General features: G+C 31.9%; 14 protein-coding genes. 12 read left to right on the top strand and 2 right to left on the bottom strand.

Annotated features, from left to right (window positions below; translation table 11 throughout):
* The first annotated feature begins 4 nt into the window (after positions 1–4).
* From GOY08_RS06640 to GOY08_RS06600, 9 genes are all read left to right on the top strand, one after another.
* Positions 5–667 carry an adenylate kinase family protein gene (locus GOY08_RS06640; RefSeq protein WP_158998116.1) on the top strand — a complete coding sequence of 221 codons (663 nt, stop codon included), beginning with the start codon at positions 5–7 and terminating at the stop codon, positions 665–667.
* Positions 668–810: 143 nt separating this feature from the next.
* A complete protein-coding gene (gene infA, locus GOY08_RS06635) occupies positions 811–1,053 on the top strand; it encodes a translation initiation factor IF-1 (protein WP_235899664.1) in 243 nt (80 codons plus the stop codon).
* Between the two features lie 34 nt (positions 1,054–1,087).
* Positions 1,088–1,201 carry a 50S ribosomal protein L36 gene (rpmJ, locus tag GOY08_RS06630; RefSeq protein ID WP_130610638.1) on the top strand — a complete coding sequence of 38 codons (114 nt, stop codon included), beginning with the start codon at positions 1,088–1,090 and terminating at the stop codon, positions 1,199–1,201.
* Positions 1,202–1,220: 19 nt separating this feature from the next.
* A complete protein-coding gene (gene rpsM, locus GOY08_RS06625) occupies positions 1,221–1,589 on the top strand; it encodes a 30S ribosomal protein S13 (RefSeq protein WP_158998114.1) in 369 nt (122 codons plus the stop codon).
* A gap of 26 nt (positions 1,590–1,615) precedes the next feature.
* On the top strand, positions 1,616–2,002 hold the full coding sequence (gene rpsK / locus GOY08_RS06620; RefSeq protein ID WP_158998113.1) for a 30S ribosomal protein S11: 387 nt from the start codon (positions 1,616–1,618) through the stop codon (positions 2,000–2,002).
* Positions 2,003–2,433: 431 nt separating this feature from the next.
* Complete coding sequence (locus GOY08_RS06615) at positions 2,434–3,423, top strand: DNA-directed RNA polymerase subunit alpha (protein ID WP_158998112.1); 990 nt, start codon at positions 2,434–2,436, stop codon at positions 3,421–3,423.
* A gap of 21 nt (positions 3,424–3,444) precedes the next feature.
* Positions 3,445–3,840 carry a 50S ribosomal protein L17 gene (rplQ, locus tag GOY08_RS06610; protein ID WP_158998111.1) on the top strand — a complete coding sequence of 132 codons (396 nt, stop codon included), beginning with the start codon at positions 3,445–3,447 and terminating at the stop codon, positions 3,838–3,840.
* Positions 3,841–3,922: 82 nt separating this feature from the next.
* Entirely contained in the window at positions 3,923–4,276 is a 354-nt protein-coding gene (locus GOY08_RS06605; RefSeq protein ID WP_158998110.1) for a zinc ribbon domain-containing protein YjdM, read from the top strand.
* Positions 4,277–4,421: 145 nt separating this feature from the next.
* Entirely contained in the window at positions 4,422–5,879 is a 1,458-nt protein-coding gene (locus GOY08_RS06600) for a PAS domain-containing sensor histidine kinase (protein WP_158998109.1), read from the top strand.
* Positions 5,880–6,027: 148 nt separating this feature from the next.
* Here the strand turns inward: GOY08_RS06600 and GOY08_RS06595 are convergent, their stop codons facing one another.
* Positions 6,028–7,779: an adenylate/guanylate cyclase domain-containing protein gene (locus GOY08_RS06595; RefSeq protein ID WP_407947664.1), complete on the bottom strand. Its 1,752-nt coding sequence runs from the start codon at positions 7,777–7,779 to the stop codon at positions 6,028–6,030.
* 388 nt (positions 7,780–8,167) lie between these two features.
* On the opposite strand from GOY08_RS06595, the gene GOY08_RS06590 reads away from it, so the two are divergent.
* Entirely contained in the window at positions 8,168–8,599 is a 432-nt protein-coding gene (locus GOY08_RS06590) for a MarR family winged helix-turn-helix transcriptional regulator (protein WP_158998107.1), read from the top strand.
* Positions 8,600–8,662: 63 nt separating this feature from the next.
* Positions 8,663–9,085 (top strand): organic hydroperoxide resistance protein, encoded by a 423-nt coding sequence (locus tag GOY08_RS06585; protein ID WP_158998106.1) that lies wholly within the window; start codon positions 8,663–8,665, stop codon positions 9,083–9,085.
* 30 nt (positions 9,086–9,115) lie between these two features.
* Here GOY08_RS06585 and GOY08_RS06580 read toward each other — a convergent pair whose 3' ends face one another.
* Entirely contained in the window at positions 9,116–11,128 is a 2,013-nt protein-coding gene (locus tag GOY08_RS06580; RefSeq protein ID WP_158998105.1) for a sulfatase-like hydrolase/transferase, read from the bottom strand.
* Positions 11,129–11,499: 371 nt separating this feature from the next.
* Here GOY08_RS06580 and GOY08_RS06575 point away from each other — a divergent pair, with 371 nt between their 5' ends.
* A complete protein-coding gene (locus GOY08_RS06575) occupies positions 11,500–12,009 on the top strand; it encodes a DUF2165 family protein (RefSeq protein WP_158998104.1) in 510 nt (169 codons plus the stop codon).
* Positions 12,010–12,084 lie beyond the last annotated feature (75 nt).

The following is a 12,084-nucleotide window of genomic DNA, read 5'->3' as shown; positions in this document are numbered from 1 at the left end:
ATAAATGAAGGTAATCATTTTTTTAGGCCCTCCGGGCGTTGGCAAAGGAACTCAATGCTCCTTACTTAGTTCACGTCTTGGAGTTAAGCATATCTCAACTGGCGCAATTATTCGTCAGGAAATTGCTTCTGAATCGCCTCTTGGCATCAAAGTTAAGGGCATTGTTGAATCAGGTCATTTAGTTGATGATAAGTCAATTTTTGAATGCCTTGAAAGTGCACTTAACCAAATGAACCTCAAACAAAGTGATGTCATTTTGCTTGATGGTATTCCAAGAAATCTTTCGCAAGCAAAAGAATTTGATGTTCTTATTGGTAAGTTTTCTAGCAAAGTTGATTTAGTTCTTTCTCTATCAGCAGAACTTGATCAATTAATAGAGAGATTTGAAAAGAGATGGACTTGTTCCGCGTGTGGAAAAATTGAGTCACTTTCACATCAAACAGATATCTCAAAATATATTTGTACCAGTTGTGAAAAAGTTGGCACTATGTTTCGCCGCAAAGATGATGAACCAGAAACTGTTAAAAAACGGTTTACAGTTTATCAACAAGAAACACAGCCTTTAATTTCTTTTTATGCTGATAGGAATAATTTATGCGTTGTTGATGGGTTACAACACCCCGAGATCGTTTATGCTGAAATTGTATCAATTTTATTAAGAAAGTAAAGATTGAACTTGATTTAAGCAGCGGATTGGGATACCCAATAACACTCTTTGTTCTCATTGGAGTATGAACGTAAATGGCTGAATATGATAATAAACCTAAAAAGGCGAAGTTTGACGAAGAAGACAATGCCAAAAGGGTTGAGTTGGATGATGATGACAAACCTAGAAAGGTTGAATTGGAAGGTATCGTTGCTGAAAAGTTACCTAACAATTTGTTTATAGTAGAACTCGACAATAGTCTCAAGGTTTTAGCTCATGTATCAGGTCGCATGAAAATGAATTGTATCAATATTTTACCTAGTGATAGAGTAAAAGTTGAACTAAATCCAAATGATAAGACGAAAGATGGTCGATTTAGAGCTAAAATTGTTTTTAGATCTAAATAAAAGTTTTGTGAGTTTTTACTAGGAGTTTTTACTAATGAAGGTTAGAGCTAGTGTAAAGCCAATTTGCGACAAATGTAAAGTGATTCGTAGAGTTGGTGTAGTTAGAGTTATTTGTGAAAATAAAAAACACAAGCAGCGTCAAGGTTAATTAATTTCGGAGGTTAGTTGTGGCAAGAATTGCGGGCGTTGACATTCCGCGTAACAAGCGTATCGAAATTTCGCTTACGTATATACATGGTCTTGGTCGTAAATCCTCTCAAAAGATTCTGGATCAATTGTCTATTAATAGAGACACTCGCACCCAAGATCTCAGCGACGATCAGATTAACGCCATAAGAAAACTTATTGATACAAACCACACAGTAGAAGGTGATTTGCGTCGTCTTGTTCAGTCCAATATTAAACGTTTAATGGACTTAGGTTGTTATCGTGGTCTTCGTCACCGTAAGGGATTACCTGCTCGTGGACAAAGAACAAAAACAAATGCGCGTACACGTAAGGGTCCTAAGAAGACAGTTGCGAACAAGAAGAAGTAACTTCTAAGGTGTGAGGTATTTTGATAATGAATAAGGTAGTAACAAAGAAAAAGCGTGTAAAACGCAATGTTCCAACCGGTATAGCAACCATTTCAGCAAGTTTCAATAATACTATTGTTACTTTTGCTGATGCAAATGGTGATGTTATCACTTGGTCTAGTGCTGGTAGCAAGGGCTTTAAAGGCTCTCGTCGTAGCACTCCATTTGCAGCACAGGTTGCTGCAGAAGACGCTGCTCGTAAAGCTATTGATTGTGGTATGAAAAGTTGCTCAGTTATAGTGACTGGACCTGGTTCTGGAAGAGAATCAGCAGTACGTGCTATTTCTGCAACAGGAATTAAAGTTACGCTTATCAAAGACGCAACTCCAGTTCCACACAATGGATGCAGACCACCAAAACGTCGTAGAGTATAATAGATTTTTAAAGTCTATGAATTTGACTCAAGAGTTGTTAAAAAAACGCTTAGAGATTATTTTTAATCTCTAAGTCTTTTAAATTCTTGATTCAATATATTTGGCAGATTAGGGTGTCTCATTCTTACTGAACTTTTAAAAGGTTCTGGTTTATTTTGACAGTACTTTTAAGCTAATGGATAAGGCAGTCAAACTTTTAACACAAGAGATAAATTGGTGTTATTAGTTTAATGCTTTATCGTTTTCTCTTGGTAAATGTTAAAAATAGTGTTACAAGTCAGCTTGTAACACTCATTCGTGTTTTTTAATGCGACTTATTTAATAATTTCTAAGTCTTGCATTGGAACATGAAAGTTGAGCCTTTATATAAATAAAAGCTCATAAGGTACTTTGGGGCAAAATAAGAAACGGAAAAGTTGACGGAGTCAATAATGCAGAGCAACTGGAAGGCGCTGTTAAAGCCGCAGTTTATTGAAAAAGAAGAAATTTCTTCTGCTTTTGGGAGATTTATAGCTAAGCCTCTTGAGCGTGGTTTCGGTACTACGTTAGGTAACGCATTGCGTCGTGTTTTGCTTTCTTCTCTTCAAGGTGCTGCTGTTGTAGGTTTGCGCATTGAAGGAGTAGAGCATGAGTTTTCGACAGTTCCTGACGTTTCAGAAGATGTTACAGAGATTGTTTTAAACTTAAAAGCTTTAGACGTTTGGCTCGATACGGAAGGTGAAAAAACTGCTGTTATCGACGTTGTTGGTCCTAAAGTTGTCAGAGGTTCCGATATCATCTCAGACGGCTCTCTGCGTGTATTAAATCCTGATCACATTATATGCACAGTTGGTGCAGGCGGAAGATTTAAGGCAGAAATCACTGTTCGAACTGGTAAAGGTTATTTGACAAGTGATGCAGTAAAAGAAGGCCTACCACTAAGTGTTATACCAATTGATGCTGTCTTTTCACCTGTGAAAAGAGTTAGCTTCAGTGTATCTGATACTCGTATTGGTCAGCGCTCTGATTATAACAAACTTATCTTAGAAATCAGTACAAATGGTGCTGTTACTTCTGAAGACGCTTTGGCTTATGCAGCTAAAATCCTTAAAGATCAGCTTTCTATCTTCATCAATTTCCAAGAGGCTGACGATGAAGTTCAAGTAGTTGATTCTATTCAAGTGGATGCGCGTTTGAATGAGAATCTTTATAAGTCGGTTGACGAACTTGAACTTTCTGTGAGAGCTGCTAATTGTCTTGAAAATGCTGGCATTCGTTATATTGGCGAGCTTGTGATTAGGACAGAAGCTGAAATGCTTAAAACTAAAAATTTTGGTCGTAAGACATTGAACGAAATTAAAGACCTCCTTGCTGAAATGGGACTCCATCTTGGCATGAAGATAGAGGGATTTGACCCTACTAAACTAAGGGATAGAATTTAGTCTGATTAAGGATGGAAGAAAATGAGACATCGTTTAGCACATAGAAAATTAAACAGAGATTCAGCTGCACGTAAGGCATTACTTCGTGGATTGGCAACTCAATTAATTGAGCACGGCACAGTTGTTACAACTCTTGAAAGAGCAAAAGAACTAAGAAAAGTTGTAGAACCTCTAGTTGCTTTAGCACGTATTGACAGCGTAAATACTCGTAGAGCAGCTGCTTCTACGCTTTATAGCAAGAAAAGCGTTGGAGATCTCTTTTCTCGTGTAGCTCCAGCTAACGCGCAAAGAAATGGTGGATATACTCGTATTCTAAGACTTGGTTTCCGTCCAGGAGATCATGCGCGTAGAGCAATTATTGAGTTTGTTGAACCAAATGCTGTAAAAGTTGCTGAAGCCGCTCCTGCAGCTAACTAATTTACTTCTACAATAAACTTTGTAAACAAAAACGGTAGAGAACAAATATTCTCTACCGTTTTTTACATATTTAGGAAAAAAAATGACTAATTTACCTCAATGCCCTCAATGTAATTCTAACTACACTTATGAAGATGCTGCACTATTTATTTGTCCCGAATGTGGAAATGAATGGCCAAAACTTTCAAATTCTGACGAAACTAAAGAAAAATTAAATGTAATTAAAGATGCACACGGAAATATTCTCCAGGATGGGGATTTTGTAACTGTGATTAAAGATTTAAAAGTAAAAGGCTCTTCTTCATCAATTAAAGTTGGGACAAAAGTAAAAATTATTAGACTTGTTCATGAAGGCGACCATAATATTGATTGCAAAATTGAAGGATTTGGCTCGATGCAGTTGAAATCTGAGTTTGTAAAAAAAGTTATCAATTAATAGCCTTTTGCTTTTAATTGATAATGATTACTTTATCTTGAAGCGCATTTCGCAGATAATGATTTTTTAACTAATCCTTCCATAAAACATTTTAAGTTTTCAAATATCTATCCGAACCTCTTTTGTATTCTAATCTAGGTAAGATATGATACTTAAAAAAAGTTTAGTACTAAAATTTTTATTTAAAACCCCAAGCCAAAGCAATTCTATTTTAATTGCAATATGTATTGTATTATGTGCATTCATAATACAATGGTATTTTTATACTACATTTCGTACAACTATTTTTATAGCTTTTTATCCTGCAGTATTTTTTGCATCTTTGATCACAGGAGATTATTTAGCAGGATTTATTGCAACAGTATTATCCATAGTTTTAGCAATATATGGATTTGCCCCTGAACTTATTTTTCCAAAACCAAATGATATACAGCATACAAGTTGGGCATCTATAATTTTTTTCTTTATAATGGGCAATATATTTAGTTATGTTCAATCAGATTGCAGAAAAATTGCTGCTAAAGCCTTACAGCAAGAACGAGAAATAAGAACTATACTTGATGAATCTGCCATAATAACAGTTACAGATCGTGAAGGAAAAATTACATTTGTAAATGATAAATATTGCGAACTTACAGGTTATAGTAAAGAAGAATTAATTGGCAATACTCATAAAATTGTGAGTTCATCATTCCATACCTCCTCTTTTTATTCAGATTTATGGAAAACAATTAGTGAAGGAAAAGTTTGGCGTGGTGAAATTTGCAATAAGAAAAAGAATGGTGAAATATACTATGAATATAATACTATCACTCCAATTCAAGATGCAAAAGGGAATATAATTAAATTTATAGCAATGCGACTTGATATTACTGAAAAAAAAATTCGTGAAAAAGAGTTGATTGAAAAATCAAAACTAACAGCTCTATTAGACATGGCTAATGGAATGGCGCATGAAATTAAAAATCCGTTACAAATTATAATAGGAATAATTTCATCTATTTTATCAAAAAGTAACGAAATAAATCTTTCTATTCACAGAAAATGCTGTGAGGATATTATGAAATCAAGTCGAAGAATATCAGAAATAATAAGTACGCTAGAAGAATTTTCTAATGAGTCTGATATAAAAATATTCAAAGATGTTGAATTAAAAAATATAATTCATTCCACATTAAATTTATGTTATGAAAATTTTAAAGTAAGTGAAATAGATCTCAAAGTGATGTCAATTCCTCAAGTTTCTTTAAGATGTCAGTATAATAGAATTGTTCAAGCTTTATGGCAGCTTTTAACTAATTCAAGGGACGCTATTTTACCTCTGAGAGAAAGGTGGATTAATATCGATTTTTCATTAGGAGAAAATGATTTTAAGATTATTATCACAGACTCAGGAAAAAATATCCCGAAAGAAATCTCTGATAAAATGAAAACTCCTTTTTTTACAACAAAATCTGAAAAAAAACATTTAGGTCTAGGTCTTTCAATTGCAGATAGTATATTGAGAAATCATGGAGGAAATATTGAAATTGATACATTCTCAGAAACAACCAAAATAATATTAGTTTTTCCAATCATCCTAATTTCTTTTCAATTTGAATAAATTTCAAATCAATATAAAATTAAATTATTTTCTTTAATTATTTTTCATTTATTACAATAAAAAATTAATTTATTTTTCTTACATTTATTCATTCTGCATTTTTCAATAATCATTTATTCATTATTTTTCAATTTCAATTTCTTCTTTATTATTTTTCTGAATAAATAAATTCTCCCCGCCACTTATTGGGGGGAGGTTGCTCTTTAAAATGAGTACAACGTTTTATAAAAATTCTTATTGCATTATCTGTTGGTCTTTCAATAAGTAAATCTTCTAATAATTCGATAGCTTCATCCCAACGCTTCTCTTTATAAAGCTCTATACTTTTATTAAAGGTTTTAAGAAGCTCAAGTTCTATGGCAGCTATGTCACCTTTTTCTGCAACGAGTTCATATATAGTAACAGGTAAAGTTTTCCCTTTCACAATTGCATAATCTAAAACACGTAGTGCAAAGTCATCAGGAAGTTGATCAACTGTATTTTGGCTTACAATTATTTTAGTGCCATAAGTTTTATTCAAACTTTCTAAACGACTGGCTAAATTTACTTCATCACCAATAATAGTGTAGCTTAACCTTAAATCAGTACCTATATTGCCAACAATAATATCGCCAGAATTAATTCCAATTCTTGTTTTAAATTCTTTTTTACCATTTTTTTTCCAATTAATATTTAATTCTTCGCATTTTAATTGACATTCTAATGCTGCTTTGCAAGCAAGTTCAGCATGATTTGTTAATTCTATTGGTGCTCCCCAAAACGCCATAACTGCATCACCAATATATTTATCTACAGTTCCATTATATTTAATAATTGTATTACTTATTATATTAAAATATTCTGAAAGCTGCGCAGTTAATTCGTTAGGAGTTAAAGTTTCCGAAATAGATGTAAAATCAGCGACATCTGAGAAAAATACTGTTATATTTTTCCTCGTTCCTTCAATAATTGCTTCTTGTTTAGTTTCAATTAATTGCCTAACCAAAGTTGCTGGAACATATTTTTGAAATGACCTTAAACCAACCTTCATTTTTTTTGTAGACTCAATTAATTCATCTATTTCTTTTAAACTATTAGAAAAGTTTATTTCATCATCAAGCTGTAGTTTACCAATTTTTTCTGTTTCTTTAACAAGTTTTCTAATTGGATTTGAAATTAAATGATTTAAAAATAATAAAATTCCGCTAGATAAAAATAATGATAAAAAACATATTACTACAGAAAAAATAATCATATTCAAAATTTGATTATAAATATTAGATGCATGTACATATTTTAAGATAAGCGCTATTTTTCCATCTGAATTGATAACTGCTAAATATAAACTCGTTTTTTTTGCTGACCAATTGTAATCAATAAATGATTCATTTATTTTTAGATTATTTAAAATATTTTCAGGAGGTAAAATATTTTTAAATTCTCCATCAATATCATCGCCGTTAGAAGCTAATAAAAATTTATCGTTTAATGAACCAATTCCTCTATCTACTTTATATATTCCCCAACTTCCAGGAATAATATCTATTAATAAATTTAATAAATTTTTTCCAATGTCTACACTTAATTCAATAGAACCTAAATGTTTGCCATTTAAAAACATAGGACTAATAGTTCTAAATCCATAGCCACTTTGTCCTTGCTCTAAAGCATAAACTGTTTTTCCTTTCATATTTGCTGCAATTACTAGTGGTTGATAAGAAACGTTTTCACCAAAATATTCAGGCTGATTTACACTTAAAAAGTGCGTTATTTTTGTTCCATCATTAATTTGAAAAGAAAATTCAGAATACCCTAAATTTTTTATTTTCTCCCAAATTGGTGAGGTAATTTCAAATAATTTTTTCCTATTTTTCGCTGAAAAATTTTGAAGAATTTCATTATTTAATTTTAATGATTCTATTAAAGGAATTGAGTTATCAATTTCATTTGCTATTATTCTATTTATAATTTTAGAAATTCATTGTTCCATCTCAAAATTTTGTGCATATAATGCTTTGATACTGCTTTGGATGAGTTGATAACTAAGACCTATTATAAGTGACTGTGTTAAAATTATTACAATCACAAAAGAACTTTTTAACCGGGAAAATATATTTAATAATGATTTTATGTACTTGAACATGAAATTCCTTAATTTTTTTTCCAATAAATTCAGCTTATTATGTTATGCTATAGTTCTCTTCCCTAATTTATTCAGTATGTTTGAAATTTGAACAAGGAGGAAAAAAGATGTTTATATCGCTTGCAATATAATCTAAAACGATGTATTATGTGTTTAGGAGGTTTTTGTGACTCTAGAATTAGACAAACAGCTTTGTTTTTTGGTGTATTCTACTTCTCTTGCTTTTAATAGAGTTTATTATAAGCTACTCAAAGAGTTAGGAATTACATATCCTCAGTATTTGGTCATGCTTTTACTATGGGAAAAACAACCTCAAACTGTTTCCATGATTTGTTCTAGTTTATTTTTAGAAACAAGCACAGTTACTCCACTTTTAAAGAGGTTAGAAACTCTCAAACTTATTGAAAGGAGGCGTGAAAAAACTGATGAAAGGCAGGTCAATATTTCATTAACTGAAGCTGGCAGAAACCTTGAAGTTAAAGCTAAATTCATACCGCAAGTGTTAGAAAACTCTAGCAACCTTAATGCCATAGAAGTAGAGCAAGTTATACAAGGTTTGGTAAAACTGAGAACAGCTTTAAAAGTAAGCAAAGTTTAGATTTTTTTTAGAATTTTTATATCGTAAAAGATATAATATAACACGACTTATGGGAGATATTTTATGTTAGATAAAGTTTTATATAGCACAAGTGCTAAAGCAACAGGTGGAAGAGATGGAAAAGCTGAGACCTTAGACGGTAAAGTTAAGTTAAGCCTTTCAGTTCCAAAAGAACTTGGTGGTGATGGCGGAGCAGGAACAAATCCAGAACAACTGTTTGCAATGGGATACAGCGCTTGCTTTTTAGGTGCTATGCGGCATGTGGCAGGAGTTGACAAAGTTCAACTATCAGCAGACACCAGCATTGAAGGAAATGTAGGAATTGGTCCAATTCCAAATGGCTTTGGAATTGAAGTTGAATTAAAAATTCATGTTCCTAATATGGATAAAAGCAAAGTAAAAGAAATTGTTGATAAGGCTCATATCGTTTGTCCTTATTCAAATGCTACACGCAATAATATTCAAGTTAAATTAACAGTGATTTAATTCCTGTTAATTTAACTTTGTCAAATGAATTTATAAATTTTTTTGTTCTAAATTATTTAATAAATTCAACAAACTTCCAGCAACTTCTTGTACCGTTTCTTTACTGATCCACTCAGGTAAATTTTCTTTCGCTGTTGGAGGCGAAATTTTAAACTCCAATAAATTAATGGATTCTGCTGGATCATTATTTAAATGGTACATTTCCCATTCATCTTTTTCTACGCCTGATGGATCAAAATATCTTACCAATTTATACTCATGAGTTCGGACACAGCGAACATGGTTTGGTTGTTTTACCGCTCCTGGTTCTAATTCACTTACGAATTTTCCAGGAAATGTCCCTTTCCTTACAGCTTCTACAGCAGCTTTATAAACGTTATATTCTTCTAATTTTAAGCTTTCATAAGCTTGCCATGAACTCGGCGACAATGGAGCTGTTATTTCATCATCAGTGATAAAAAGAATTCCTTGTCTTTTAGATCCATCTTTCTCTTTTACAATTCCATCATGTTGATGATTTAAAATAATTGAAGAAAGATCAATTCCCGGCAATGGTGGATTTGGACGATTTTTTAATGTTGTTTGTGCAATTTCTTCTCTTTTTGTTTCTGAAATTCCTGCTAGACCCAAAATAGTAGGTAAAATATCAATGTGGCTTGTTAATGAATGCACTTCTCTCATACCATTTTCCCGCAAAGATGATGCTTGCATTGAAGGAGGAAGTTTTATTACTGCGGGAACATGAATTACCTCATCATAAGCAGAATGCCATTTTTCCATCATCATATGATGCGCTGCCCCATATTCGCCGTGATCAGTAACAAAAATAACAATTGTATTATCTGCCTGACCTGTTTCTTCCAGAGTTTGTAAAACTTTATTGATTTGCACATCCATTAAGCTATGCAAGTAAGCATAAAACTGAATAAATTTTGCTGAAACCTCTTCCTTATTTTCTGTCAAAGCAAATGGAATCGAACTTCTTAAAGCAACATTAACAGCATAATTCAGAATATTTTCTTGAGAAATTGTTCCATTGGCAGCAACACTTTTTGCTTCATTTAACCCCATTTTTGCACTTAAAGCTAAACCCATTTTGTAAGCATAATCTTTCTGACAAGAAGGTTTATCATTTAAAGATTCCAAAAGAGTAGGTACTAAATTTGAATTTGCTTGAGGAAATCCAAATTCATTAAGTTCTACTTGCATACTTCCAGCTAAAGGAACTAAAGAACGTTGTCCTTGTTTTGGAACTTCCAATGGCCCTAATGGCGACTGGGAACTATTTACATTTGGATTTGTACTTGGAAGAGCTCGAGCTGTTACTGCAGGATAAGTTGCAATATCATGCGGATTAACAAATGAAACAACTGCAAACCATGGAGCGGTTTTTGCAGGATTTGGAACTTCTCCTAAAGGATCATTCTCCTCTTGAACAGAAACAGAAATACCATATGGCGCGCCTAAAGCTTCTCTTTGCAGAAAATTACAGGCACTACTTGCAAAAATTGGGTCACGGTAAATTCCTAAATTATTCATCAAAGAACCATGTGGCTCAGGATATGAAAGTTCCCAATTACTGAAACCAAATTCTTTTAAGGAGGTAACAGAGGGATGAGAAATATGCCACTTACCAAAGTAATGCGTTCTATAACCCGCTGACTGCATCCAGTTACCTAAAGTAGGGATACCGTTTTTTGTTAACCACGGAAATTGAAATGCATCACCACTTTTAAAAATTCCATCTGTTTGGGTCAAACCTGTTCTAGTTCCATATTGTCCAGTAAACAGTGCAGAGCGACTGGGAACACAAGCACTCGAAGCAATCATGTGATTTTTTAAAACAACAGCATTTTTTCTTAACTTTAATAATCCTGGGAAAAATTGGAGATAAGGATTATCAGAGGTTATTTCATCTTGAAATCCTAGAATTGCTTTTAAATGATTATCAAATCCTTCTTGTTGTTTTGTTAATTTTCCTGGGTATCTATATTGATCAGCAATAATTAAAAGAATATTCTTTTTTTTTTCAATAGAACTCATATTTTTTCTCCATTTAAAAATGAATTCAGTTAATAGCTAGGTTGCAAATTCGATCAGGAAAAATCAAAGATAACTAACACTTAATCATTAATTATGCAAGACAATAAAATTTATATTATCTATTAATTTATTTTTCATTTTTAAGAAATTATATTCTTTAATTTTATTGCAGATGTAATTTGAATAATTTATTTATTAAAAAATAAATAAATAATATATATCATAAAATAAATTGATGTATTTATTATTTTAAAGTATTTTAAAATTTTGTTGATTGTAAAAAATCAGTTTCTACCTTGGAAGAAAAAACTAATTTTTACAAATTTTTCTTCAATAAGTTTTAAAATCTTTTTCAATTAAAGGATATATTTATGTTTCAAATGCAAAAATTAGAACGTCTTTGCAAAATAGTATTTGTGTTTATGTTTTCATTTTATATGAGCATTGTAGCAATAAACAATATTCTAGACTTCAATTCAAATTATGAATTTGTCAAACATGTATTACTTATGGATACTACATTTAAAAATAACCAACTCTTATGGCGGTCAATTTCATCACCTGAAATTCATTCCATTTTCTATGTTTCGTTAATCGCCTATGAAATGCTTACTGCTATTTTAGGTTGGATAGGATCTTATTTTATGCTTAAAAACTTTAATAAAAGTATTAAATTGTTCCACAATGCAAAAAAATTCGCAGTAATAGGATTAATGTTAAATCTTATTATGTGGTTCTTTGCTTTTAACACCATCGGAGGTGAATGGTTTTTAATGTGGCAATCTCCCCAATGGAATGGTGTAACAGTTGCACGATCCATGTTTGTTGTTGTTTTTGTTATTTTTATATATATCTTTAAAAAAGAAGAAGAAATAAGCTAATTTTAATGCTTCTATAAATATTTTTCATATCTTCTAGTGTTACCTAGTTTTTAAAAAATGTATTAGAATAGTTGG

The organism is Pigmentibacter ruber (genome assembly GCF_009792895.1).
GTDB classification, from domain to species: Bacteria; Bdellovibrionota_B; Oligoflexia; order Silvanigrellales; family Silvanigrellaceae; genus Silvanigrella; species Silvanigrella rubra.
Note: the sequence above shows the minus strand (reverse complement) of the source record. Positions and strands in the feature narration are given on the sequence as shown.

Excerpts from the sequence above, each read along its gene's own strand:
- GOY08_RS06640 (WP_158998116.1), top strand. The coding sequence starts at position 5 with ATGAAGGTAATCATTTTTTTAGGCCCTCCGGGCGTTGGCAAAGGAACT.
- rpmJ (WP_130610638.1), top strand. The coding sequence starts at position 1,088 with ATGAAGGTTAGAGCTAGTGTAAAGCCAATTTGCGACAAATGTAAAGTG.
- rpsK (WP_158998113.1), top strand. The coding sequence starts at position 1,616 with ATGAATAAGGTAGTAACAAAGAAAAAGCGTGTAAAACGCAATGTTCCA.
- GOY08_RS06615 (WP_158998112.1), top strand. The coding sequence starts at position 2,434 with ATGCAGAGCAACTGGAAGGCGCTGTTAAAGCCGCAGTTTATTGAAAAA.
- rplQ (WP_158998111.1), top strand. The coding sequence starts at position 3,445 with ATGAGACATCGTTTAGCACATAGAAAATTAAACAGAGATTCAGCTGCA.
- GOY08_RS06605 (WP_158998110.1), top strand. The coding sequence starts at position 3,923 with ATGACTAATTTACCTCAATGCCCTCAATGTAATTCTAACTACACTTAT.
- GOY08_RS06600 (WP_158998109.1), top strand. The coding sequence starts at position 4,422 with ATGATACTTAAAAAAAGTTTAGTACTAAAATTTTTATTTAAAACCCCA.
- GOY08_RS06585 (WP_158998106.1), top strand. The coding sequence starts at position 8,663 with ATGTTAGATAAAGTTTTATATAGCACAAGTGCTAAAGCAACAGGTGGA.
- GOY08_RS06580 (WP_158998105.1), bottom strand. The coding sequence starts at position 11,128 with ATGAGTTCTATTGAAAAAAAAAAGAATATTCTTTTAATTATTGCTGAT.
- GOY08_RS06575 (WP_158998104.1), top strand. The coding sequence starts at position 11,500 with ATGTTTCAAATGCAAAAATTAGAACGTCTTTGCAAAATAGTATTTGTG.